General features: G+C 57.9%; 22 protein-coding genes, 2 tRNA genes and 1 other RNA gene. 11 read left to right on the top strand and 14 right to left on the bottom strand.

Annotated features, from left to right (window positions below; translation table 11 throughout):
* Positions 1–19: 19 nt before the first annotated feature.
* Positions 20–1360 carry a glutamine synthetase family protein gene (locus WG938_RS08195; RefSeq protein ID WP_339979596.1) on the bottom strand — a complete coding sequence of 447 codons (1341 nt, stop codon included), beginning with the start codon at positions 1358–1360 and terminating at the stop codon, positions 20–22.
* A gap of 60 nt (positions 1361–1420) precedes the next feature.
* Between WG938_RS08195 and panB the strand changes: the two genes are divergently transcribed.
* From panB to WG938_RS08180, 3 genes are all read left to right on the top strand, one after another.
* The gene (panB, locus tag WG938_RS08190) at positions 1421–2230 is read left to right on the top strand and encodes a 3-methyl-2-oxobutanoate hydroxymethyltransferase (protein ID WP_339979594.1); all 810 of its coding nucleotides are present in this window, start codon (positions 1421–1423) and stop codon (positions 2228–2230) included.
* Positions 2231–2262: 32 nt separating this feature from the next.
* Positions 2263–4269 carry a CYTH and CHAD domain-containing protein gene (locus WG938_RS08185; RefSeq protein ID WP_339979592.1) on the top strand — a complete coding sequence of 669 codons (2007 nt, stop codon included), beginning with the start codon at positions 2263–2265 and terminating at the stop codon, positions 4267–4269.
* Positions 4270–4411: 142 nt separating this feature from the next.
* On the top strand, positions 4412–4861 hold the full coding sequence (locus tag WG938_RS08180; protein ID WP_339979590.1) for a DoxX family protein: 450 nt from the start codon (positions 4412–4414) through the stop codon (positions 4859–4861).
* Positions 4862–4985: 124 nt separating this feature from the next.
* On the opposite strand, the gene WG938_RS08175 is transcribed toward WG938_RS08180, so the two are convergent.
* The gene (locus tag WG938_RS08175; RefSeq protein ID WP_339979588.1) at positions 4986–5219 is read right to left on the bottom strand and encodes an SPOR domain-containing protein; all 234 of its coding nucleotides are present in this window, start codon (positions 5217–5219) and stop codon (positions 4986–4988) included.
* Positions 5220–5374: 155 nt separating this feature from the next.
* Here WG938_RS08175 and WG938_RS08170 point away from each other — a divergent pair, with 155 nt between their 5' ends.
* On the top strand, positions 5375–6532 hold the full coding sequence (locus tag WG938_RS08170) for a hypothetical protein (RefSeq protein ID WP_339979585.1): 1158 nt from the start codon (positions 5375–5377) through the stop codon (positions 6530–6532).
* A gap of 14 nt (positions 6533–6546) precedes the next feature.
* Here the strand turns inward: WG938_RS08170 and WG938_RS08165 are convergent, their stop codons facing one another.
* A complete protein-coding gene (locus WG938_RS08165; RefSeq protein WP_339979583.1) occupies positions 6547–8001 on the bottom strand; it encodes an RNB domain-containing ribonuclease in 1455 nt (484 codons plus the stop codon).
* Between the two features lie 128 nt (positions 8002–8129).
* Between WG938_RS08165 and WG938_RS08160 the strand changes: the two genes are divergently transcribed.
* Positions 8130–9464 (top strand): TrpB-like pyridoxal phosphate-dependent enzyme, encoded by a 1335-nt coding sequence (locus tag WG938_RS08160; RefSeq protein ID WP_445292905.1) that lies wholly within the window; start codon positions 8130–8132, stop codon positions 9462–9464.
* Between the two features lie 21 nt (positions 9465–9485).
* Here the strand turns inward: WG938_RS08160 and rnpB are convergent.
* The 5 genes from rnpB to cobC form a co-directional block, all read right to left on the bottom strand.
* An RNA gene (gene rnpB / locus WG938_RS08155) (RNase P RNA component class A) lies at positions 9486–9910 on the bottom strand.
* Between the two features lie 16 nt (positions 9911–9926).
* On the bottom strand, positions 9927–10625 hold the full coding sequence (locus WG938_RS08150; protein ID WP_339979577.1) for a histidine phosphatase family protein: 699 nt from the start codon (positions 10623–10625) through the stop codon (positions 9927–9929).
* Between the two features lie 7 nt (positions 10626–10632).
* A complete protein-coding gene (locus WG938_RS08145; RefSeq protein WP_339979575.1) occupies positions 10633–11370 on the bottom strand; it encodes a zinc ribbon domain-containing protein in 738 nt (245 codons plus the stop codon).
* 52 nt (positions 11371–11422) lie between these two features.
* Complete coding sequence (locus WG938_RS08140; protein ID WP_339979573.1) at positions 11423–12607, bottom strand: Nif3-like dinuclear metal center hexameric protein; 1185 nt, start codon at positions 12605–12607, stop codon at positions 11423–11425.
* Positions 12597–13721 carry an Rv2231c family pyridoxal phosphate-dependent protein CobC gene (cobC, locus tag WG938_RS08135; protein WP_339979570.1) on the bottom strand — a complete coding sequence of 375 codons (1125 nt, stop codon included), beginning with the start codon at positions 13719–13721 and terminating at the stop codon, positions 12597–12599. The genes WG938_RS08140 and cobC overlap by 11 nt, the downstream gene beginning before the upstream one ends.
* A gap of 70 nt (positions 13722–13791) precedes the next feature.
* On the opposite strand from cobC, the gene WG938_RS08130 reads away from it, so the two are divergent.
* The gene (locus WG938_RS08130; RefSeq protein ID WP_339979567.1) at positions 13792–14493 is read left to right on the top strand and encodes an HAD hydrolase-like protein; all 702 of its coding nucleotides are present in this window, start codon (positions 13792–13794) and stop codon (positions 14491–14493) included.
* 99 nt (positions 14494–14592) lie between these two features.
* A complete protein-coding gene (locus WG938_RS08125) occupies positions 14593–15108 on the top strand; it encodes a low molecular weight protein-tyrosine-phosphatase (RefSeq protein WP_339979565.1) in 516 nt (171 codons plus the stop codon).
* Positions 15109–15163: 55 nt separating this feature from the next.
* Here the strand turns inward: WG938_RS08125 and WG938_RS08120 are convergent, their stop codons facing one another.
* Complete coding sequence (locus WG938_RS08120; RefSeq protein WP_339979563.1) at positions 15164–15739, bottom strand: GtrA family protein; 576 nt, start codon at positions 15737–15739, stop codon at positions 15164–15166.
* Between the two features lie 123 nt (positions 15740–15862).
* Here WG938_RS08120 and WG938_RS08115 point away from each other — a divergent pair, with 123 nt between their 5' ends.
* Positions 15863–16918, top strand: a complete 1056-nt coding sequence (locus WG938_RS08115; RefSeq protein WP_339979653.1) for an SURF1 family cytochrome oxidase biogenesis protein — start codon at positions 15863–15865, stop codon at positions 16916–16918.
* Here WG938_RS08115 and WG938_RS08110 read toward each other — a convergent pair.
* The 3 genes from WG938_RS08110 to WG938_RS08100 form a co-directional block, all read right to left on the bottom strand.
* The gene (locus WG938_RS08110; protein ID WP_339979562.1) at positions 16915–17922 is read right to left on the bottom strand and encodes a CobD/CbiB family cobalamin biosynthesis protein; all 1008 of its coding nucleotides are present in this window, start codon (positions 17920–17922) and stop codon (positions 16915–16917) included. The genes WG938_RS08115 and WG938_RS08110 overlap by 4 nt on opposite strands.
* 105 nt (positions 17923–18027) lie before the next feature.
* Positions 18028–18099 (bottom strand) — tRNA-Val (locus WG938_RS08105).
* 117 nt (positions 18100–18216) lie between these two features.
* Complete coding sequence (locus WG938_RS08100; protein ID WP_339979560.1) at positions 18217–18639, bottom strand: DUF3052 domain-containing protein; 423 nt, start codon at positions 18637–18639, stop codon at positions 18217–18219.
* A gap of 302 nt (positions 18640–18941) precedes the next feature.
* On the opposite strand from WG938_RS08100, the gene aceE reads away from it, so the two are divergent.
* Together aceE and WG938_RS08090 are read left to right on the top strand one after the other, a co-directional pair.
* The gene (gene aceE, locus WG938_RS08095) at positions 18942–21692 is read left to right on the top strand and encodes a pyruvate dehydrogenase (acetyl-transferring), homodimeric type (RefSeq protein WP_339979558.1); all 2751 of its coding nucleotides are present in this window, start codon (positions 18942–18944) and stop codon (positions 21690–21692) included.
* Between the two features lie 4 nt (positions 21693–21696).
* A complete protein-coding gene (locus WG938_RS08090) occupies positions 21697–22080 on the top strand; it encodes an acyl carrier protein (protein ID WP_339979556.1) in 384 nt (127 codons plus the stop codon).
* Between the two features lie 62 nt (positions 22081–22142).
* Here WG938_RS08090 and WG938_RS08085 read toward each other — a convergent pair whose 3' ends face one another.
* Both WG938_RS08085 and WG938_RS08080 read right to left on the bottom strand, forming a co-directional pair.
* Positions 22143–22751, bottom strand: coding sequence for a DUF3145 family protein (locus WG938_RS08085; RefSeq protein WP_339979553.1), 609 nt, complete (start codon positions 22749–22751; stop codon positions 22143–22145).
* A 237-nt stretch (positions 22752–22988) separates the two neighbouring features.
* Positions 22989–23858, bottom strand: a complete 870-nt coding sequence (locus WG938_RS08080) for a serine hydrolase domain-containing protein (RefSeq protein WP_339979551.1) — start codon at positions 23856–23858, stop codon at positions 22989–22991.
* A gap of 163 nt (positions 23859–24021) precedes the next feature.
* On the opposite strand from WG938_RS08080, the gene WG938_RS08075 reads away from it, so the two are divergent.
* A tRNA-Ile gene (locus WG938_RS08075) sits at positions 24022–24095 on the top strand.
* Positions 24096–24121: the final 26 nt, after the last annotated feature.

Raw genomic sequence — 24121 nt, 5'->3', positions numbered from 1 at the left:
TACACCCCAGGGACGTTGTTTAGTAGTCCAGGTTTGTTTTGAGCTCCCATGCCGTTACTTGGCGCTGATAGTCACGCCACTCACGCCACTTGTTGCGGAGGAAGAACTCGTACACATGGTCGCTGAGGGTGTCGGCGACAAGCTCCGAGCGCTCCATTTCCAGCAGGGCTTCTTCCAATGACGTCGGCAAATCCCGGTAACCCAACGCACGACGTTCCCTGCGAGTCAGCTCAGCGATATTGTCCTCTGCCTGTGGTGGCAGTTCATAGCCTTCCTTGATGCCCTTCAAACCAGCAGCCAAGACAACCGAGTAAGCCAAGTACGGGTTACATGCAGAGTCCAGCGAGCGAATTTCTACTCGACGGGAATGCGCCTTGCCTGGCGAGTACATCGGCACTCGAACCAGCGCAGAAATATTGGCCATGCCCCATGTTGCAGCTGTCGGCGCTTCCGCACCGAAGACGGTGCGTTTGTAGGAGTTCACCCACTGATTCGTGACCGCAGAGATCTCTGGCGCATGCGTCAAAATGCCGGCGATGAATCGGCGGGCGGTGGTGGACAGCTGGTTTTCGTCGTCAGGATCGTGGAAAGCATTGTTGTCTCCCTCGAACAGGGAGAAGTGCGTGTGCATACCGCTACCCGGCTGATCTTCGAATGGCTTCGGCATGAACGTCGCGTGGACACCGTTCTTCAACGCGGCCTGCTTAATGATGTAGCGGAACGACATCACGTTGTCCGCCATCGTCAGCGGATCGGCGTAACGCAGGTCGATTTCCTGCTGGCCCGGCGCGTTTTCGTGATGCGAGTACTCCACTGGAATACCCACCGATTCGAGTGATGTAATCGCATCCTGCCGGAATCGCGGTGCCCTATCGTAAACCGCTTGATCGAAGTAGCTGCCATTGTCGGTTGGCTTCGGTGGACGGCCATCGGTGTCCAACGATTCCACCAAGAAGAATTCGATCTCTGGGTGGACGAATGCTGTAAAACCTTCGTCGGCAAGTGCTTGAATCTGACGACGCAGTACGTGGCGTGGATCAGCCCAGCTTGGCTGCCCGTCCGGCATGGTTACATCGCAGAACATGCGTGCCGACGGGAGTTCTTCGTCACTGCGGAACGTTGGCAAGACCTGGAACGTTGAGGGATCGGGTCGCGCGATCGTGTCTGCTTCAGAGACTCGCGAAAAGCCTTCAATTGCGGAACCGTCGAAGCCGATGCCTTCGTCAAAGGATCCTTCAAGTTCGGCAGGAGCAACCGCAACCGACTTCAGATAACCGAGGATGTCGGTAAACCACAGTCGGATAAATCGAATGTCCTGTTCTTCGATGGTGCTGAGCACAAATTCCTGTTGGCGGTTCATATGCTCAAACGTACCTGTGACTTTGACCCCGGCGTGGAAAGTATTGACTACTCTCTAGGTATGAGTACCCGCAAGATTCGTATTAGCGACCTGGCCAAGTGGAAAGAAGAATCTCGTCCCTGGGCCATGCTGACCTGCTATGACTACTCGACGGCTCGCGCGTTTTCCAACGCAGGAATCGAAGTTCTCCTGGTAGGAGATTCTGCCGCGAATGTCATGTATGGATACCCCACTACTGCAGAAATCACGCTCGATGAACTTATTCCGCTCAACAAGGCGGTCGTTCGTGGTGCCCCTAATTCGCTTGTTGTCGCCGACCTACCATTTGGCACATACGAAGCTTCCGATGAGCAGGCGGTGCTGAGCGCAGCGCGCATGATGCGTGAGTCTGGTGCCCACATGGTGAAAATCGAGGGTGGCGTTCGTATCGCACCTCGCATTAAAGCACTCACCAATGCCGGCATTCCGGTGATGGCGCATATCGGGTTCACGCCTCAGTCCGTGAATGCTCTGTCCGGTTTTAAGGTTCAGGGTCGTGGTGCCGGTGCTGACCAGTTGCGAGCAGATGCCCAGGCTGTCGCCGAGGCCGGTGCCGCTGCTGTCGTGATGGAAATGGTGCCAGCAGATTTGGCTGCCGAGATCACGAAGGAATCCCCGATTCCAACGTGTGGCATCGGTGCCGGTAATCAGTGTGATGGCCAGGTCCTCGTGTGGCAGGACGCTTTTGCTGTCCCTGCCGATGGTCGACGCCCATCGTTCTCCTCGGTTTTTGCTGAAGTTGGGCAGATGCTCACCGACGGTGCTGCCGAATACAAGCGCCAAGTAGAAAACCGCTCTTTCCCCACCGAGGCACAGAATTTCTCAGGTTAGGAATTTAGGTTTTCGGGGGTAGAATCGGGGGCATGACTGAAAATGCTGCCCCACAGGATGCTCCGACCAAGAATCTCGAGATCGAAGCGAAGTTTGTTGCCGGTCCTAACGCCGTTGCACCCAGCTTCGATTTCGTTCCCGGAGTTGGTTCTTCCACTACCGAAATCCGTGAGCTCTCAGCAATCTATTTCGATACTGAGGACCTCCGCCTCACTCGAAATAAGCGCACTTTACGACGACGCACTGGCGGCCCCGATGCCGGCTGGCATTTGAAAACCCCAGCAGCGAATGGACGTATGGAGTACGGTGCACCGATGCAGGATGATGTCCCTGCATCTCTCCTGGCACCAGTGCGTTCGTTGGTACGCAACCACGAATTGAAACCTGTTGCACAGGTGGATAATGAGCGTCACGTCACCATGCTTTTTGACGCGGCGGGATCTCCTATCGCTGAGTTCTGCGATGATCATGTGACAGCTAAGTCGTTCCTCGAAGGTGGCGAGGAAACCACGTGGCGCGAGTGGGAAATCGAGCTGATCGGTGACATCGCGGAGACCCCTGAGGGCGCCGAGCTGATGGACCGACTGACTGCCGTGTTGAAGGTCGCTGGCGCTGTGGAGTCCGATAGCCCTTCGAAGTTGGCATCTGCCCTCGGCGACTCGGTGAACTCGGCACCGCTTCCGCCTGCCCCGGCGGACCTCCCCGAAGGCACCCCCGGTCGCGCGGTAGTTGATGCGTTGGCGGCGAACGTCGCAAAGCTCATTGAAGTTGATCCTGCAGTACGTCGCGACGAATGGGACTCCGTGCACCAGATGCGTGTGGCCACCCGTGAGCTGCGCAGCCACATGCAGACGTTCCATGGCATTTTGGTTGGACCACAGATTTCTCGTATCGAGAACGAGCTGAAGGTGCTTGCCGGCATTCTTGGTGTCGCTCGCGATGCAGAAGTCGTTGCCGAGCGTTTCGAGAACCAGCTCAAGCGCGACGAAGCCGATGTGATTAGCGGCGAGACGCGCGAGAATCTGATCACCGATATCCGTCGCGATTACGACCGCGCGCACAAGCACTGCGTGTTCGCGTTGGATTCTGATCGGTACCTGACACTTCTCGACGATCTCGAGGACCTGCTTGCCAATCCCCCGGTGAATCCTGAGGATGAGCACGAGTCTGAGGAAACTCAGGCAGCTGAGAGCACCGAGGAAGTGAAGGGTGCCGAGGCAGTTGCAGACGCCGAGGCTGAGATTGCTCTCGAAGCTCCAGAAGCACCTGAGCACGAGGACTTTGATCGCACCGAGACTGGCGAGATCGTTGAAACCGCGCCAGTGGTCACCCCAGCAACCGCACTCATCGACGACGACGCCGAGGCTGATTCCGAGGCTGAGGTAGCGGCGGCCATCGCAAAACCAGAGCCAGAAGCGGAGTCTGTAGACGTAGCAGAAGTTGAAGTTGCTGAGCCCCAGCCTGCTCCGGAGACTGAGGAGAAGCGCGAGCTGACTCCGGAAGAGGTGCGTGAACAAACCAATCGTGTGCTGGCGAAGCACCTGCGTGGCACGTACAAGAAGTTTGAGCGTCGCCACCGTGCAGCCATCGCTGGCCGCGAGGATCAGTCCTTGTCGGTTCGGGATCGTGAGGAGCGTTTCCACGACGTTCGTAAGGCTGCCAAGAAGGTCCGCTACTCTGCGGAAGCTGCACGGGCAACGGGTCTGCCTACCGACAAGCTGTACGCAGCGTGCAAGAAGTTGCAGTCCTCTTTGGGCGATTTCCAGGACACGTGCACGGCCCGCGAGGTGCTCTTGGAGAAGGCTCGTCGCGCTCAGGTCCATGACCAGGACACGTTCGGCTACGGCGTTCTGTACCAGATCGAGCGGTACGACGGCCTCGTCTCCCTGCAGGCATACGACGATGACGTGGAAGGCGTGATCAAGGCATTCGCGAAGTTGGAAGCAAAGATTGAGAAGGCTCAGGCAAAGGCCGACCGCCGTTCCGCGAAAAAGGCAGAGAAGGCTGCAAAGACCTTGAAAGAGAAGCTGAAGAAGTAGCTTCCACTGACTCAACCGAGCCAGCACATAGCTGTTGACATTTCAACATAAAGGCTATGCGCTGGCTCGTTGCGTTGCGAGAGGCACATGCATTAACCTATTTGATGACACATCAACATCTTTCAACTTGTAGGAGTTTTGCATGACCTTTCCTGCCCTACCGGCAACTATTCGTGACCTCATCGGCCTCATCGCACGCATTGCTTTCGGTGTGGTTCTCACCGCACATGGCTGCCAGAAGCTTTTTGAATGGACTATGTCCGGTACGGCGGAAGCCTTCGCCGGCATGGGAGTCCCAGCCCCATCGCTCAGCGCTTGGATTGCCGCACTCGTGGAGTTCGGAGGTGGAATCCTGATCGTGTTCGGAGCTTTCCAGACGATCGTAGGAATCCTCGTTGCCGTACAGATGCTCGCAGCCTGGATCTTCGCCCACACCGGTAACGGCCTGTTTGTTGCTGATGGTGGCCCGGAACTCGTCATCATGATCGCCGTCGCAGGCCTACTCATTGCAGCATTCGGTTCAGGTCGCTTCTCCGTCGACGCAATCCTTGCTCGTCGTAAGCAGCCAGGAATCGCTGAATCGGCAGCCTAGTTTCTACCGGCTTTGCGACACCCCATAGAAGAACAAAAAACCTCAGTACCTGCCACGGCACTGAGGTTTTGCCTATTCAGGGGATTCGATGGCCAACCAAACAATGGGATTTCCCCGTTATGACTTACTTGTCCTGGGATGCAGCAGGCTTGCCCCACTCGTCGTCTTCTTCGTCCCAATCGTCAGCAGCTTCATTACGCGCTGCGACGCGCTCCATAGCTGCTCGTGCTTCCGCTTCGGAGTCGTACGGCCCCATGCGGTCATCCCAGCCGGTGGCTTTGCCCTTGAAGACTTCACCAGTCGACGGACGGTAGTACCAGGAGTTATCGGCATCGGGATTATCATTCTTGCCAAACATAGCTCGGCCTCCTTCTAGTGCAACGGGTATATTAAATAAGACTTTCACAAAGTTTCGATTAGCATGTGCGAAACCGCATTACTGCGGTTTCCCGGCTGCCAATTCAATATTGCTCATCCGCTGTTCTTTCTACCCACGCTAGCGAAAGGTGCTTCATGTCTGCCGCTCCTACTGTCGTCAACAAGGTGTTCGATGTAGTTGGTGACGGCGCTTCGGTGGCTTTCGCCCCAGGGTCGGTCGATTTGCTGGGCGAAGAATGCGCAGCTACAGGTGGCATGCTCCTTGCCTCTGCAATTCCTGTTTACGCAGCAGTTGGTGTGGAAGAGATTCCTGAACAAGAACTCGTCGTGGTTGTTGGTCGCGAAGAGCACCGTATGCCCTACCCGGATTCTGTGCCGGAGGCATACCCACCTGTCGTGACCGCTGTGATTGCTGCCATCATCGCTTTGCAGCATTCAGTTCATCTCGTGCCTCGCACTTCAGGCGGTGTGAAAGTCACTGTCGTTTCCACCATTCCGGAACGTCGTGGGCTTGGCGAGCTGCAGGCTATTCAGTCGGCCCTTGCCTTGGCACTCAATGCTCGGTGGGGAGATCGAGATGATGTGCCAACTCGTGCTCGATTCGCAACAGCAATGCACGAAGTCTCGCTGCCACATTTCGGTCCTCAGTGGGCTTTGCACCCATACACAGTGTCGCTCCGCAGTCGCCCAGATTCTGTCCTGTGCTGCAATCATTCCGATGATGCAGTAACCCAGGTCGAGCGCCCACAGTCGTTGGCGTTGCTAGTTGCGTATTCGCCGGACATTACCGGCGGTTCGCCACAAGTTGATCGCCAGGTCTTTTTCGATGAGGCCTGCGCAGCGTTCGGCGTCGAAACGCTCCATGGTCTGCCAGAAGCACAGCCACGGGTGCTTGATTGGATTCGGGCTCGCCACGAAGTTCATCCTGACGACGACGTGCCAACTATCAGCCGCGCCAACCAATGGCTGGACGAAGCGTCGGGAAGCTCCGACCGTGCGCGCGCTGTGTCTGGGCACCTCCGCCACGCAGATTTGGCTGCCGTGCTCTCCGGGGTGAAGCGAGATATTGCCGAGCGCGATTCCGCACCTGCGGAAGGTTCGACGCTGGCTCGTCTGCTTGACGGAGCAGCTGACGATATCGTTGTCCGCTGTGTTCCCGCCCCAGGTGCTTCGATGGTCGTGTGGTGTTCGCCAGAAGAAGCTGGCGAACTCGCAACCGTAATCACCGGCAATTGTGGTCGCGTCATCGCAATCGAGGACACCTCCGCAGGCGCTGCCGTCGTCGACGCCTAGTCTGCTATATCTGTTTAATCCGCTGGCCAGGCAAACTCGACATCGAGTTCTGCCGGCACTGCGCGGATCAAGCTCACCAGTTGCTGGGTGCCTTCCTCAGGTGCGCCAACACAGTTCGCAAATACAGGTGGATTTTCCACGAATACCTCGGACTTCTCCCCCTTGTTGTGCAGCACGGCAGCATCAAACGTATGCCCGACCCACGGCTCCAACACAACGGCTTCGGTTTTATTCAAGCACGCACGATCGGCATTCGAAGCCAGCGCTGATGACGACTTCATCGAGTCAATAGCTTGATCAATCTGCTCATCCACCCACGCAGGCACTTCGATCGACGCTGTCTCTCCCCTGCGCTGCGCCGCAATGGCCAGGCAGTACTCCAGTCCAAAACGGTCAATCAGTCGGCGCAGCGGTGCCGTCACATGTGCGTACGAGCCACCTACACCAGCATGCACCGGCATCTCGTCCGTCGTACCCACGCGGACATATCCAGACCCGCGCAAAAGGCGTGCTGCATCCTTCATCACTGCCATGCCCCGAGAGGTCGATGCATCCACTCCAGCCAGGAACTGTGCAATTTCACCGATTGACACTTCGGCACCCGCGCCACTCGCGCTCCCCGATCCACCCGTACCGAGGTCGAACCCCAACGCATGCGCAGCGACAGTGAACTCACGCGTGTCCCTTTTCGACGCTGGCATCAGCGACCGCATCACACCGATGCCAGCCTCCGCCATCATCTCGCCTGCCATCATTCCCGCGAGCAAGGACATCTCCGAGTTCCAGTCCATAACCGGCGGGCGATCATCAAGTCGCAGTTCCCACCGACCGTCATCGGTCGGGACCACACTTTGCGACGGCAACCGCAAATTAATGGCATTCCGTCGCAAAGCGGAGCCTTGTCGTGCCCGTCCTACGTCCGGCAGCAGCGCAATCGATGGATGCGGCTCACCCGCGTCAATGCTGCGCTGGACCTCCATGTATTCCAGGCGAGCAACAGAGCGGATATGAGCCGGATAGATATCGGCGGACTGGGCTTCTCCGTCGTCGCCGACAATTACGTCCCAGACGAGGGCGACGCGGTCTTGGTCAGGAAGCAGGCTCGCTGCGCCTTCACTGAACTCGGCGGGGTGAAGGCGAGTTGGTTCATCGGGTAAGTAGATGGTCTGGCCGCGTCGCAAAGCTTCGAGAGCAACCTCCGAATGTGGATCCAACAATCCACCTACATCCGCGATGGCGTAAAAGACACGCCACCCGGCGTCGACCTTCTCGATGAAAACTGCCTGATCCAAATCCATCGAGCCCGGAGGGTCGATGGTGACAAACGGCACATGCCGCATATCTCTTCTGGACACCCGCCGATCCGAAACATGCTTCGCCCCTTCGTGCAAGGCAGGTGGAAAGGTCTCCGGAATCCCAAGTTCCTGGGCGATTTCACGGAAGTTCAACTCGGCGGCGTACAGCTTCATATCGTCAACAGTAATGGCCGAAATGCCAACTCGCCGGATGTTGCGACAACCACAATACTGCTAATTAGTTTCATGATTCACATTCGCTCGACCCGATGACTCGCCCACGGGGCTGGCCTCAGTAGCGTATGGTCATGTCCAATTTCAATGAAAACACGATGACAAAGGCCATTCTGCCCGAGTCCGAAATGCCCACCCGTTGGTACAACCTGGCCGCTGACTTCCCGGAGCCACTGCCACCACACCTCAACCCAGGCACCCGCGAGCCTCTGCAAAAGGAGGAAATGTCGCAGATCTTTGCGACGGGACTCGTCGAACAGGAATTTTCGACAGACCGGTGGGTAGAAATCCCGGAGCCAATCCGTGATATTTACCGGATTTGGAGGCCTTCCCCACTTGCACGTGCTCATCGGCTGGAGAAGGAACTGGGCACCTCGGCTCGTATCTACTACAAGAACGAATCCGTATCACCGATTGGTTCCCACAAGCCCAACACGTCAGTAGCGCAGGTCTACTACAACAAGCTTGATGGCGTACAGAAGCTGACGACTGAAACCGGCGCTGGCCAGTGGGGCGCGTCCTTGTCATTCGCAGCTCAGTTCTTTGACCTGGATGTAGAAGTCTGGCAGGTCCGCGCATCATATGATTCCAAGCCATACCGGCGCATGCTGATGGAAGTCTTCGGTGGCACTGTGCACCCATCCCCGTCCGATCTCACCGAAGCTGGTCGCGCGATCTTGGCAGAGACTCCAGATACCCCAGGATCGCTGGGCATGGCTGTGTCTGAAGCCATTGAGGTTGCCGTGAATTCCGAGGTGAAGGCACGATACACGCTCGGCTCAGTGCTGAACCACGTCATGCTGCACCAAACCATCATCGGCCTGGAAGCATCCAAGCAGCTTGCGATGTTTGGCGAAGATGGCCCAGATGTCGTCGTCGGTTGTGCCGGTGGTGGCTCGAACCTGGCTGGTCTGACTTTCCCATTTGTTGGCAACAACACCAGTAATGACATTCTGCCGGACACCAAGACCACGCCACGCATCATTGCCTCCGAACCAGCCAAGTGTCCTTCGCTCACTCAGGGCGAGTACCGCTACGACTTCGGTGACGTTGCTGGGCTTACCCCACTGTTAAAGATGCACACCCTCGGCAACGAGTTCGTGCCAGATCCAATCCACGCTGGTGGCCTTCGCTACCACGCTATGGCGCCGATGGTGTCCCACGCTGTGGATCAGGGGCTCATGGAAGCAACTGCGGTCGAGCAGGAAAAGGCTTTCGCTGCTGGCATTACGTTTGCGCGTTGTGAAGGAACTGTGCCAGCACCAGAGTCGAATCATGCTCTGGCAGCTGCATTTGAAGTTGCTGAACAGCACAAGGGCGCTCCGGGGACGGGCCCGGTCATCCTCGTAGGCCTGTCCGGCAACGGCTTCTTGGATCTTCCGTCGTACGAGAAGTTCCTGTAAAAAACACAGGAAACGTTGGCGTGAACGAGCCAACCTATGAGCCGGATTATGTCCCTCGCCAGGGCTTTCGCCTTGGCGAGGTGATGACCATCCATCTCGACGTTCCATTGCTGGACGCCTGAAGCAGCTAACCCGCGAACTCAGGCGAGCAGCCCTCAATCATTCGCGCAGGCACACAAAAGTGCGCCCTTTTGCCTTGCTCCCGGTGGGGTTTACCGAGCCACCGCAGTCACCTGCGATGCTGGTGCGCTCTTACCGCACCTTTTCACCCTTACCTGGTTGCATCCGAAGATGCCCCGGGCGGTTTATTTTCTGTGGCACTGTCCCGCAGGTCGCCCCGGGTTGCCGTTAGCAACCACCGTGCTCTGTGGAGTCCGGACTTTCCTCGACGCCGGGCCTGACACTTGTAGTATTGGTCCCCGTGCCGCGGCCATCCAGCTGGCTCGCTCACGTCCGGAAAGTCTACCGCAAGTGCGCTGTCTCATTAATCAGGGTGACGGAGGTCGGCCCATCTGCATAAAACTCGGCCACAGAAATGGACGCCAAGTCCAGGTGAAGCCGCATATATAACTCAAACCCCGCAGCTAGCCCCTGTCGCAGCAGCGCCTTAATTGGGGTGACATGACTGACCACCAGCACATCCGTTGCACCATAGCGCTGGGTGATCCGCGCTCGTGCTTCAGCAACTCGCGCATCCACCTCAGCGAATGCTTCCCCACCTGGGGGTGGCACGGTCGGGTCTTGCAGCCACGTCATGTGCTCGTCTGGAGTCTTTGCCCGCGCCTGCGAAAAGGTCAACCCTTCCCACTCACCAAAATTGGTCTCGCGGAGATCCTCGTCAGTGTCGACGTCTAGGCCAAGGTGCTGTGCGACGTACTGTGCCGTCTCCTGCGCCCGCAACTGTGGAGAGGCGACAATTCCAGCAAAATTCCATGGTTTCCCACCCGCTTGAGCTGCAATTTGTTCAGCAGCCACCTGCGCCTGTGCGTGTCCCAGATCCGTCAATGCTGGATTGGATGCCGAACCTGAGTACAGACGCTGGATACTCATAGGCGTTTGCCCATGTCGCAGCAGCACCAGTCGAGTGGGCGCACCCACAGCTCCGGTCCAGCCCGGCGCGGAGTCGGCAGCTCCAGATGAGGCCGATGTGTCAAGTGTCATGGTGGTCTTATGCCTTGTCACCAGCGGCGAGAGTCTGAGGACGCACAATGACTGCATTGCACTCCGGGCAGGTGGTGACGGCTTCAACAGGCTGTGCGTCGAAGCTCTTCAACGTCGAAATGTCCAGTTCCATGAAGCAGCTTTGGCACGTCCGGCCGTCGAGACGCGCAACCGGAATGCCATTTTCTTCCCTCAGCCGATCGAAAATCTTCAGAACGTCACTGGGCAGACTGCCACGAAGCTCGTCCATGCGACGTTCCACTCCAGCAATGCGCGCTCGTAGATCAGCGTCAGCATCGGCGAGCTTCTTCTCTGCGTGGCGTACCTTTTCGTCGAACTCGTCGAAACCAACCTCGGAATTGATACCGTGTGCCTTCTGCATGCTCTTGGCATTGTCAATCTTTCGTTGCAATGCATCGACTCGGCGCTGTGTCGACTCCAGATCATGCTTAGCGTCACGGCGGCCAACGGTGTTCTCGATAGCCCCCAGCGCCCGTCGATTAGCATCCAGTCGGCGCTTGAGCTTCTCCATGTCTGATTCCATGCGCTGGATCTCGCTGCCGAGATCGGTCGCATTGAGCGACGATTTCGCAGCATTTGTCTTGTGCTTTGCGCGCTCTGCGATCAGCTGCGAAAGTTCTCCGCGCTCTGGCATCGAATGCCGTCGAGCTTCCAACCCATCAAGCGTTGTTTGAGCCTCGCTCAGCTCGAGAAGCTTGATTTGGTCTGCGATGGAGATTTTCATGAGAAAAGGACTTTCGCTTTCTGGTTGCGTATTGAGTTCTTGCTTTACGACGTTACCGTCCGCGCGACGCTACCGTCCACGGGTCAGTGCGCTCGGAGAGCACCTCCGCCGGTATTCCTAGCTCTCCAGACAGCAAATCTGCTGCCTGACGGCACCACGGGAATTCGCTTGCCCAGTGGGCGGTGTCGACGATGCATGGGGCGGCTTCGCCCTGTGGCCCACCTGCTCGGAGTGCTTCGTCGACAGGATGGTGGCGCAAGTCGGATGTCACGAAGGCATCGACGCCAAGCTTGTGTACGGTGTCCAGGAAAGAGTCGCCGGAGCCTGAGGCCACGGCAACGGTGTGGATCATTCGCTCGGGATCGCCCGCTCCGCGTACTCCCCATTCGGTTTTTGGCAGACGCTCGGCAACGCGCTCGACGAAGTCCTTGAATCGCATTGGGTAATCGAGCGTGCCGACGCGACCAATACCCAGCAACTCCTCTGGCTTGAGGCCTGTTGCCTGAGATTCCACGATGTCAAACGCTGGCTCTTCGTATGGGTGAGCTGCCACCAGTGCGGAAAACACGCGGGTGCGAATGGACTTGGGTGCAACAAACTCGATGCGTAGTTCGTTGACCTGTTCGGTTGCGCCAGCAGCACCCAGGAAAGGTTCGGCATCGTCCGATGGTGTGAACTGTCCGGTGCCTGCAAGCGTAAACGCGCACTCAGAGTATTCGCCGATGGTGCCGGCACCTGCGTCAAACACAGCCTTCTTTACTTCTTCTGCATGTGACTCTGGAACCTTCACGGACCATGAATCCAATGCTGGTGCAGGCTTGGGAGCCAGGGGCGCACCTGGGGTCACGCCAAGGAGTTCAGCAAGTTCGTCGTTGACACCAGGGCGAGCCGAGTCAGCATTCGTGTGCGCCGAAAACAGTGCAACACCTGCACGAATAAGCTTGTGTACGATCCGCCCCTTCGCGGTATCGGCAGCGACGGAGGTGACTCCGCGCAGCATCAGCGGATGATGCACCACGATCATGTCCGCTCCGGATTCGATCGCAGCGTCAGCTACCGCGTCGGTGCATTCGAGTGCAACTGCAATGCGACGCACTGGCTCTGCCGGATCACCACACGTCAGGCCGACGCGGTCCCAACTCTCTGCCAAGTGTGGCGGGTACGCGGTGTCCATCACGCGACGTACGTCTTCTACAGTGACGGTCGCGCGCATGCTCTCTGGGTTGTTAGTGCTCATGATCGGTCCCTTTCACGTAGGAATGTACTGCAGCAACCAGCGTACGAACTTGTGCGGATTCACGCACTGCTAGTCGCCACCAGCTGCTGTCCAACCCGGGAAAGGTGTCGCATCGTCGTACAGCGATGCCACGGTCGTGGAGATACTCGCGAGCGGCTTCCGCATTCGCCACTGGTGGTGTTGCAAGCACAAAGGGGCCCTGACCCGGTGCGACGGACCATTCGGCGTCGCGAAGAATGTCGACCATGTCCTTCCGCTCGGCTTTGATCGCATCTCGAATGGTCGGCAATTCAGCTGGGCCATGGGTCGCGATCGCCAGCATCGCTCGCATTTGTATCGTCCCCATGGGCCACGCCGGCCGACGCTTCGCCAACCTCGCGAGTGTCTCCGGCGTCCCGATCGCATACCCGCATCGAAGACCTGCGAGCGCCCACGTCTTCGTCATCGAGCGCAGCACCAGTAGTTCCCCTTGTGTTTCGCCCGCCAGCTCATCATTGACACAGCCCGCCACACTTGGGTCCACCCCGCCCGGATAGTCTCCCGGATGGATCACATCCATGAATGCCTCATCGACCACCAACAGATCGGTGTGTCCACGCAGCGCCAACACATCTGCACGCGAATGCACAAGCGAGGTCGGATTCGTCGGATTCCCCACCACCAGCATCGGCCACCGCCGGGTGCTAGACGATACCTGCGCAATATCCCACGGCTTATCCGTAATGACCTGCTCTGGAGTAACGTCCGCAGCTGCGAAGGCTACCTCGGGTTCCGTGAACTGCGGATACACAATTGCTGGTGATGTATTGCTTTGCGACGACTCGTCGACAAGCAGATCCGGCAACAAACTGAAGCCTTCGGCAGCACCTGACAGCAGCAGAATATTGTCGGCGTGCACTCCGTGGTTGGCGGCGAGTGCACAGCGGACCTCTGCATCAAGGGCGGGGTCTGGATAGGAGCTGAGCTCACCGAGCGAATCGGTCAACGCGTGGGTGAGCCAGTCGGGCATGCTGCCGCGAACGTTGACGGCGAAATCGATGGTGGCGGTTCGTGATGCGACGTCACCGTGGTATCTAAGGAGGTCCGCGGGAACGGGACGACCGGAAGTGCTCATGAACTTAACTGTAGTGATTGGCGGTGCGGACACTTCTGCAGGTCACGTGCAGCGCACTTAGGCTAGAGCCATGACTTCGACAGCCAACGTCTCCCCACCTACCGTGCTCATAGATGTCGACGGCACAATCTCAGATTCGTTGCCCGGCATTCAGAATGGTTTCCGGGTGGCAATGGCTGCGATTGACCACCCAGCTCCCGATGCTGCTTTTATGGCAAAACTCGCTGGTCCACCCATGGTCGAGTCGATGGCGGCGCTTGGGTTGAGTCCCGCTGCAGTCGCAACGGCGATGGATGCATACATGCACCAGCAGCGCAGTGGCGGATGGGCCGACACCACGATGTTCGACGGCTGGCCTGAATTACTGACGAGTTGGCGTGACAGTGGTTTCCGCTTGGCGACGGCGACGTCGAAAGGCGAACACTTCGCGAAGAAGGTGTTGGACACGTTCGGACTTCTGGAGTTCTTCGACTTCATTGGTGCCGCGGATGATTCGGGCTCCCGGCGCACGAAATCAGCCGTGATTGAGTACACGCTGCAAGGCTTGGGCATTGCGTACACAGATGAGCAGGGCGAGCTGTTGTGGCCGTCGGGCGTGGTCATGGTGGGCGACCGTATTCATGACTTCGCATCGGCAACGCAGTTCGGGCTTCCGTCCATTGCTGTCGGCTGGGGCTATGGAGATGACGAGGAACGCGCACTCGCCTCGTCTACTGCAGCTTCACCGGAAGATTTAGATGCGGAAGTCCGACGACTTCTCGCGCTGAGCTGATGAAGCCGATTTCCCACTAGTTCGTTAGCCGTCTATCTTTTACAGTCGGCCCTAGTCATTTGGATATGTGCTCTCACCCGAGCAATGAAGGGAAATACGGTGCCTACTTTCCAGAATCGTTCTGGTCGCACAGAAACGCTCTACCTGGTGTTTGTGTGTACAGGTAACATTTGCCGCTCGCCGATGGCTGAAATCATCGCCCGCGATGCCCTGGAACACGCGAAGCTTTCCGACGATGTCCTCGTGAAATCATGCGGAATCGGTGGCTGGCATGTCGGCCAGGGTGCCGACGACCGTGCCCAGCGTGAATTGGTCCACAACGGCTATGACCCTTCGCACACGGCAGCGCAGCTTGGCGCAGAGCATGTCGATGCAACGCTGTACATCGCGATGGATCAGGGCCATGTTTCTCAGTTGATCGCTCGCGGTATCCCTGCTGAACGGGTTCGGCTCATGCGTTCTTTCGACCCGGCATCTCCTGAAGGCGCTGAGGTAGACGATCCGTACTACGGCGGTCCGGAAGGTTTCGTGCAGACTCGCGAAGAGATTGAGGCTGCAGTCCCGGGCATCGTGGCGTATGCCCGTAACCTGCTCGCGGATGTCTCGGCTCGATAAGCCTGTTAGTTGCCCGCTGCCGATTACTAGCTGCTAGCTGTTTGCTGTCACGACATTAGAGTTCTTTAAGTTCGACGCGTTCGCCAACACCGTTGCCGCGTCGTACCTTGCGTACCCGGAACGTCCACAACTTATTGATGAGGAAGTTGATCGGAGTTCCCAGCAGTACGCCCACCAGGTTTGCCCAGTAGAACGCAGTCCGAAGTCCCGACGAGTTGTCGAAAACATCAGACGGCAATGCCAACGCCGAAGTCGGGTTGGTGAGCACGGTGATGGCGACAAACGTCACCAACAATCCAGATAAACCAGCCATGAGGAATGGCACAAACTGGCGAAACCAATTCGGACGGTTGTCGGTGCGGAACGTCCAGGAGCGGTTGAGCTGGAAGTTCCACATGTTGGCAATGAGGAATGCAATCGTTGCGTACACGTGCGACCAACGCACATTCCACTGCGTGCCCAAAAGGTTCACAAAGACATCGTGTTCAGTAACGCCGAACTCAAGTCCAGCTTTGCGCGCCACAATTGCGACGAGAGTGTTCACCAAAACGCCCGTGCCACCGACCATTCCGAATTTCAGGAACTGACGAAACACGGTGCGATTGCGTGGCGAAAAAATCTTCTCGAACACAGACGCATCCTCTTTCTTGCAATTTAAGCTGTCGTTCCATTTTATCGAAGCCAAATACTCCTTCCCACATCCCACTCGGTGATAGAGGCCATAATCTGCCGACAGCGTAGAATCAGCGTCGTGATGAACAAGCTCCGTCAGTTTCTAACCCCAGGCTGGGTTCTCATCGTCATCCTTGCGATTGCCTTTTCCTACATCGCTTTCACGATCCTCGCACCGTGGCAGCTCGGAAAAAACGCAACCACGAAAGAACGGAACCAGCAGCTTCGAGAGGCCTTTGAGCGCGAACCTGTCGACATCGCAAAGGTTCTTCCCGCTGGAGAGAAGCTGGAGCACACGCAGGAATGGACGCGCGTTACTGCGCAGGGCCAGTTCCTTCCTGATGCCGAAGTGTTGCTGCGTAACCGACCAGTCGATGGGGACCCGGTCATTCAGGTATTGACTGCGTTCGAAACGGACGCGGGCACCGTGTACCTGGTCAATCGTGGCTATTTGCCGCCGCCATCGTCGGGGTTGCCGGACGTTCCCGAGGCACCGAAGGGGTCGGTGACACTGTCGGGATTCGTTCGAGCAAACGAACGCACGCCGGAAAAACCACCAATCGCTGCGACGGACAAAGATCCGACGCAGGTCTATGGCATCAATACGCAGCAGGTCGCGGAGCTTGTTGGCGATGAGCTGAACAAGGAAACCACCACAGCCAAGGATTCTGACAGCACGGCAACGCTGGAGCACGATTGGATTCAGTTGGACGACAATTCCGACGGTGTCCTCAACGCAATCACGTTGCCACAACTCGAAGATGGCCCGTACTTGTCCTACGGCATTCAGTGGGTCGCGTTTGGCATTCTTATTCCGCTCGCTGTCGTGTGGTTCATTTTTGCTGAGCTTCGCGAACGGCGTCGCGACCGCGAGGAGCAGGAAGAAGCACTTCGACAGGTGCAGAAATCGTCGACCACAACCGGGTCTGCTGGTTCTGCGCGATCGGCAGGAACTTCTCAGCCAGATGCCACCACGCCGACAGAGTCGACAGCCGAGCCGGCATCTCCCGCTCCTGCCCCTACAGCGACAGCCGACACGGATCTCCGCGCCCAGCGACTAGCACAGCGCTACGGCGATTCCGGCCATCGAGCTGGCGGACAGCGTCGACCTAAGAAACGTGGTGGCGAGCGCTTCTAGCGCCCAGCTTCACCGTTGCGCTTCCCCGTCGACGCAAGCGTCATCGACACCGCTAGACCCCCAAGAACAAGTCCAAGGCTTATGTCTTGGACTTTTTTCGTCAGGGCCACCGCTCGTCGCACGTCCGCTACGCGTGGAGCTGGCCCCTGCCCCATCGTCGGCCGATCTTCCACGCCTCCGAAGTACTCGGTGCGCCCTCCGATGGTGACACCCAATGCCGCTGCTGCTGTCGCTTCCGGAATCCCCGCATTCGGGCTCGGGTGCTTTCCTGCGTCTCGTCGCCACGCAGCAATTGCTTCACGACGATTCGGCCCCGACAGCACCGTCGCCAGGCCGGTCCACCTCGCGGGAAGATAATTGACGGCATCGTCGAATATCGCTGATGCCCACCCAAAGTTGTTCCACTTCTCCGTGCGATAGCCGACCATCGCGTCCAACGTGTTTGCGCAGCGATGCAACACCACTCCGGGAGCGCCACAGACAGCACCCCACAACAGAGTGCCGGTCACCGCATCAGAGGTGTTTTCAGCGAGTGATTCGACGGTTGCTCGGGATGCGCCCGCGAGGTCCAATTGTTGAGGGTCACGCGAGCACAACCACGGAACGAGCTCGCGGGAAGACTCCAGATCACCTGACTCAACTCGATTGGCCATTCGCTCTCCCGTTGTGGCTAGCGTCGTGCCACCTAGAGCGGCCCATGTCGTGGCGGACAAGGCAGCGTAATGCACCACTGGTGAAGTCCGGGACAGTGCGGCTGTGGCGACGGTGGGAAGGCCAACCGCGATCGTCGCAAAGAGAACACCGCGGGAACGGGAGTCGGCGTACATCCGGTCAATCAGTGACGTGGCAGCCGTTCCGAACATGGCAACTGGGTGGTGTTTGGCGGGATCGCCGAAGAGGCGGTCGGCGAGGTAGCCGGTTGCGAGTCCCGCAATAGAAACTGCGCAGTGCCGCTGGATGCGACTAGACAATGTCTGCCCAAAGGGCTGCGCGAAAGTCTGCACGGTGTATTCCGATCAATGAGCTGCCACCTATGGCTGACAGAAGATAGAAAAAGAAATGAAAAATCCCTACCCGATGTTAATGAAACATCGAATAGGGATTCGTTGTGCGGCGAGAGGGTTTCGAACCCCCGACCGCTGGTGTGTAAAACCAGAGCTCTACCGCTGAGCTATCGCCGCATGTACTCCGAGCACAAAACAAGCCACGCACAAAGTGCGTTGCTGCCGTGCTTGGCTACTCGCGAAACATTAGCACACTATGTACCCAATGTTCCTAATCCCCAGCTCACAGGCTATTTAGACGTTTCGCTTATGCCCACGCTGAACGAGGCACAGCCCCTGCCAATCGCCTAAACGAAGAGCAGAAGTAGCAGTCAGACCAGCAAGCTGTGCGGATTCGTCAACCAGGCCAGGCTCGATTGCACCAGGCTTGCCTGCACCAGGGGTCAGCAACCAGATGCTGCCGTTGTCATCCATCGGACGAGCGGCATCAACCAACCCGTCGACCAGATCACCGTCATCTGCGCGCCACCACAGCAGGACGACATCGACAACCTCATCGGTGTCTTCGTCTAGCAAGTCATCGTCCAGAACTTCTTCGATGGACTCGCTAATTGCGCTATCGCAGTCGTCGTCCCAGCCGACTTCCTGAACAAGCTGACCCTTCTTAATTCCCAGCTGCTCTGCGTAGTCACGAGTAGCGCCCGTGGCGTCGACCACTTCCGGTGTCCTCCTTAAAAACGTGGCCTCACGCGAGTACCGCACGCAGATTTCGCTGCGCGAGTGTTTTCTCGCTGGGCCATTGTGAAAAATGTACTCCCGCAAAGTTTAGCGCCCAACCACGAATTTCACAGCTATTGGGGCCATATTGTTAGAGAATCCATAAACATTGGCGACGGTTATCGTCGAGAAGTGTGAACCTGCCCTAATTCTTAATCGCTTTGTGAAGACGAGGTACGTGCGTCCTTTTCGGGACGAACGTAGAGTGAGTGACAACAAACAATTTCCATGGGAGGTATCCGATGTCAGACTCGACTGATCGGCATATTGACGACTCTAATTTCGCTCTGATCCGAGACGGAGTTGCCTCGTATCTAAAGGACACGGACCCTGAGGAGACAAGCGAGTGGCTTGAATCCCTCGACGGACTGCTTGAAGAAGCCGGCCCGGATCGCGCCCGCTTCCTCATGCTGCGCTTGCTCGAGCGCGCCACCGCCAAGCGCGTCGCGCTGCCTCCGTTGACTTCAACGGATTACGTCAACACGATTCCAACGACCATGGAGCCTGAGTTCCCTGGCGACGAGTCGATCGAATGGCGCTACCGCAAGTGGATGCGCTGGAACGCAGCCATCATGGTGCACCGTGCACAGCGACCAGGCATTGGCGTGGGTGGCCACATTTCTACTTATGCTTCGTCGGCGCCGCTGTACGAAGTCGGCTTCAACCACTTTTTCCGTGGCAAGGACCATCCAGGTGGTGGCGACCAGATCTTCTACCAGGGCCACGCTTCCCCTGGCATGTACGCCCGTGCGTTCCTTGAAGGCCGTCTGACAGAGGATGACCTCGATGGCTTCCGTCAGGAAGTATCCCACCCAGGCGGCGGTATCCCTTCGTACCCACACCCTCATGGCATGCCTGATTTCTGGGAGTTCCCAACAGTGTCGATGGGGCTAGGCCCAATGGATGCCATTTACCAGGCGCGCTTTAACCGCTACCTCCACGACCGCGGCCTCAAGGACACCTCCCAGCAGCACGTCTGGGCATTCCTTGGCGACGGCGAGATGGACGAGCCAGAATCACGCGGTCTGATTCAGCATGCTGCACTGAACAACCTGGATAACCTCACGTTCGTTGTGAACTGTAACTTGCAGCGTCTCGACGGCCCTGTTCGAGGCAACACCAAGATTATTCAGGAGCTCGAGTCGTTCTTCCGTGGTGCTGGCTGGAACGTCATCAAGGTTGTCTGGGGTCGCGATTGGGATCACCTGTTCGAGAAGGACAACGACGGTGCCCTGGTTAACCTGATGAACTCGTTCGTTGACGGTGACTACCAGACGCTGAAGGCTAACGACGGCGCGTGGGTCCGCGAACACTTCTTCGGTCGCGATCCGCGCACGGCAAAGCTGGTCGAGGATATGACGGATGACGAGATCTGGAATCTCCGCCGTGGTGGCCACGACTACCGCAAGGTTTACGCCGCATACAAGGCAGCGATGGAAACCAAGGATCAGCCAACGGTCATCCTTGCGCACACAATTAAGGGCTACGGTCTTGGCCACAACTTCGAGGGCCGAAACGCTACCCACCAGATGAAGAAGCTGACGCTGGATGACCTGAAGTTGTTCCGCGATAAGCAGCAGATCCCTATTTCCGATGAGGAACTTGAAAAGGATCCTTATCTACCTCCGTACTACCACCCAGGCCCAGATGCGCCTGAGATCCAGTACATGATGGATCGACGTAAGGAACTGGGCGGTTGCCTACCGGAGCGTCGTGAAGCGTACGACCCATTGAAGGTGCCGGAAGTGGAGACGCTGAAGAGCATCTTGAAGGGGTCGGGCAAGCAGAAGGTTGCGACCACGATGGCTGTGGTGCGTATCTTCAAGGAGCTCATGCGCGATAAGGAGCTCGGCGAGCGTTTTGTGCCGATCATTCCGGATGAGGCCCGTACGTTTGGCATGGACTCGTGGTTCCCTACGCTGAAGATTTACAACCCACACGGCCAGAACTACGTGCCGGTTGACCATGAGCTGATGCTGTCCTACAAGGAAGCTACTGACGGTCAGATCCTGCACGAAGGCATTAACGAGGCTGGCTCGATGGCGTCGTTCATGGCTGCGGGTTCGTCGTACGCAACGCATGGCAAAGCCATGATTCCGCTGTACATCTTCTACTCGATGTTCGGTTTCCAGCGCACCGGTGACTCGATGTGGGCTGCTGGCGACCAGAAGGCACGTGGCTTCCTGTTGGGCGCTACTGCTGGTCGTACCACGCTGACCGGTGAGGGCCTACAGCACATGGATGGCCACTCCCCACTGTTGGCTGCGACCAACCCTGCCGTGGTTACCTACGACCCAGCGTTCGCATACGAAGCGGCACACCTGATTCGTGAAGGCATCGACCGTATGTACGGCGAAGGTCGTGGCGAGGATGTCATTTACTACCTGACCATCTACAACGAGCCAACGCAGCAGCCACCAGTGCCAGAGAACCTCGATGTCGAGGGCCTGCACAAGGGCATCTACTTGTTCCAGGAAGGTTCTGGCGACAATCACGTCAACCTCTTGGCATCGGGCATCGGCATGCAGGCAGCTTTGCGCGCAGCCGAACTGTTGGAAGAGGAATACAACATTCCGTCGTCCATCTACTCGGTGACGTCGTGGAACGAGCTGGCTCGCGACGGCCTTGCTCGCGAAACCGAGGTTCTGCAGAACCCAACGAAGTTCCACGAGCGCCCATTTGTCCAGCGCAAGCTCGAAAATGCAGATGGTCCGTTCATCGCAGTCAGCGACTTCCAGCGCGCGATTCCGGAGCAGATCCGCAAGTGGGTTCCAGGCGACTACACCGTGCTTGGCTGTGACGGTTTCGGCTTCTCGGACACCCGCGAAGCGGCCCGCCGCTTCTTCAACACCGACGCGGAATCCATCGTGGTTGCTGCTCTCGCGGGCCTGGCTCGCGAAGGCAAGCTCAATCCGGAGCTTGCTCAGCAGGCTGCCGAGAAGTACCGCATCACCGACCCAACTGCAGTCGCGAACCCAGAGCCGGAAGCCTAGATTCATGACTCGCAGTTTGAGCGAAGCCCTTGGAGCTCTGCTTTCCGACGACGCCACCACCACTTCATCAAAGAAGAAAGGTGGCGCGTCGGGTGCTTCGGCATCGGATCAGCCTAAGGACCGCAAAGCTGCCGTCCGCGGTGATGTGACGGAGATCCTGCGTCGCGTCTCTGGCGGGTTTGGCGATGAGTCCGCCGACGGTGAGGATGCCCCACCACCGGCACTGGATGCACCACTGGCCAGTTTTGGCCTGGATCGCCTCGGTGTCATCGAGTTAGCGGTCCGGTGTGAGGAAGAGATCGGCGTGCGCGTCGAAGATGACGATATCGCTGGTTTCACCACTCTTGGCGACGTCGTCACGTATCTCACTGACCGTATTGAGGACTAGCTCGGCGATTGACCGATTGGCGAACTTGGCGCACTCTGCCAGCGTGATTGCGGCAGAGCGCGCTACATGACTGCGCGGGTATCCCTGATGTCGCGGACGTTGTCGAGATGAACGACGTCGCAGGGTGCAATGATCCACTCGTCGTCGGCATAGCCGGCGGTTCCGGGGCGTAGGGCTTCCAAATGCTGATCCCACGGGCCGCCGAGCGCTTCATCCATGGCTTCAGTCATGGCAGCGCTATCCCCTTCGTGGCGCCGCATGATCGACCGAATCGTGTTTTCGTTCAGAACGACGTTGCCGATGTCGTCCGTGACAGCCGCGTACATGCCTAGTTCCGGCACGCGGCAGTAGCGCGCGCCGTTGCCACCAATCGGTGCGTCGACAGCTAGCTCGAAAGTCAGGTCTGGCCAGCGTTCCAAATCGCTAACAAGTTGTTCTGCAGCGCCGGGTTGTGCGCGCCAACTGAGTTCGGCGCAGATTCGACGGTGACTGTCGTGTGGACGGTGGCTGTTGTGTGGATTGTCCGGACGGACACGCCACATTGCTCGTTCTGGTCGCAATCCTTCAGGCGTGGTGAAACCAGCCCGAGCGATTGCCCAGACGAGATGTGGCTGCAGAGCCTGCGGAGCCGAGTGGATCCACAGAACTCCCGTGCACGCGTGTTCGCGCATGACAAATACCTGTGTGGGTCGATGGAAAGACACTCGCGCCGGAATCTGTACGCGATGAAACTCACGCACAGGCCAGCAGCGTTTGCCCTAAGACGAGGCTCGTCTTCCCCTTACGTCCTCGTTTCGAACCATCACACTGTTGTGATTTATGTTCCATAGTGTGGCCCGTGTTGCAGGACGCGACAACCCTAAAGTGCTGCTTGATTCCCCCATTCATTCAAGCAACACTTGAAGGTTTTAGGAGTCAAGCGCCTGCCACAGCGCATCGTTGAATTCGGTCCACAACGGCTTCGCCCAGTCACCGAATGGGCGCTCGGTGAGCACGATTGCCGCTCGCCCTGTCGCCTTATGCAGCCACACGAATGTTCCAGCCTGCCCGAAGTGACCCACAGTGTCGCCCGGCATATCCGCGCCAAACCACAATCCGCCACGGGATTCCGGCTGGGAGTAAATCTGAAAACCCAGCCCCCAATCAGCCGGCTTCTGCAGGCCATAGCCGGGCACAACACCATTAAGACCTGGGAACTGCACCGTCAGTGCTTCATCGACCGTCGCCGGATCAAGCAGCGTTGGCTCCAGAATTTCGTCCACAAAGTTCATTAAGTCAACAACGTTGCCTTCACCCGCATGCCCGGCAGAACCATGCAGCGCGGACGATTCCATTCCCAACGGCTCAAACGTCGCCAAGCGGAGGTACTCCGAGAAGCTCATTTCGGTTTCAGCAGCGATTGCATCGGCCACCACATCAAAACCTGCCGACGAATATAGCCGACGCTCTCCCACAGGCTTCTCTGGCTTCGGCGATGCGAAGCCAACGCCGGAGGCATGCGACAAGTAGTGACGAACAGTCGCCCCCTCCGGGCCGCGCGGCGACAGATCCGTATCCAGGTCGAACACGCCCTCTTCATACGCCACCAACATCGCGTGCGCACTCAGCAATTTGGTCACCGAAGCCAGACCATAGCGGTCCCTAATATCACCGTGCGTAATCCACTCGCCGGAGCCATCGCGCACAGCTCCTGCCACACGCGGGACCGGCCAATTATCAATGGAACTCAACACAGAAAGGACTGAATCAGCTGGAGTTACTTCTTGCGATGACGTCATGCCTTCACCCTAGCGAGTTCACCGGATCACGGCTGTCGAGGCATTTTTCGACCGCAATTCATAAGCAAAAACCGCCCCTTGGTAGCATGTTCCTGCGCGCTTCACGACGGTCGCTGCTGGGTGTTTACCGCCCAACTTTCCGACTTTCCGTGGAGGTCGCGATGCCCCTATAGCTCAGTCGGTTAGAGCCGCGGACTCATAATCCGCTGGTCGCAGGTTCGAGCCCTGCTGGGGGCACTTTTTTGCGCTTTTCCCCCGCCTCA

The sequence above is a fragment of the Corynebacterium sp. H113 genome (assembly GCF_037572315.1).
GTDB lineage: Bacteria > Actinomycetota > Actinomycetes > Mycobacteriales > Mycobacteriaceae > Corynebacterium.
Note: the sequence above shows the minus strand (reverse complement) of the source record. Positions and strands in the feature narration are given on the sequence as shown.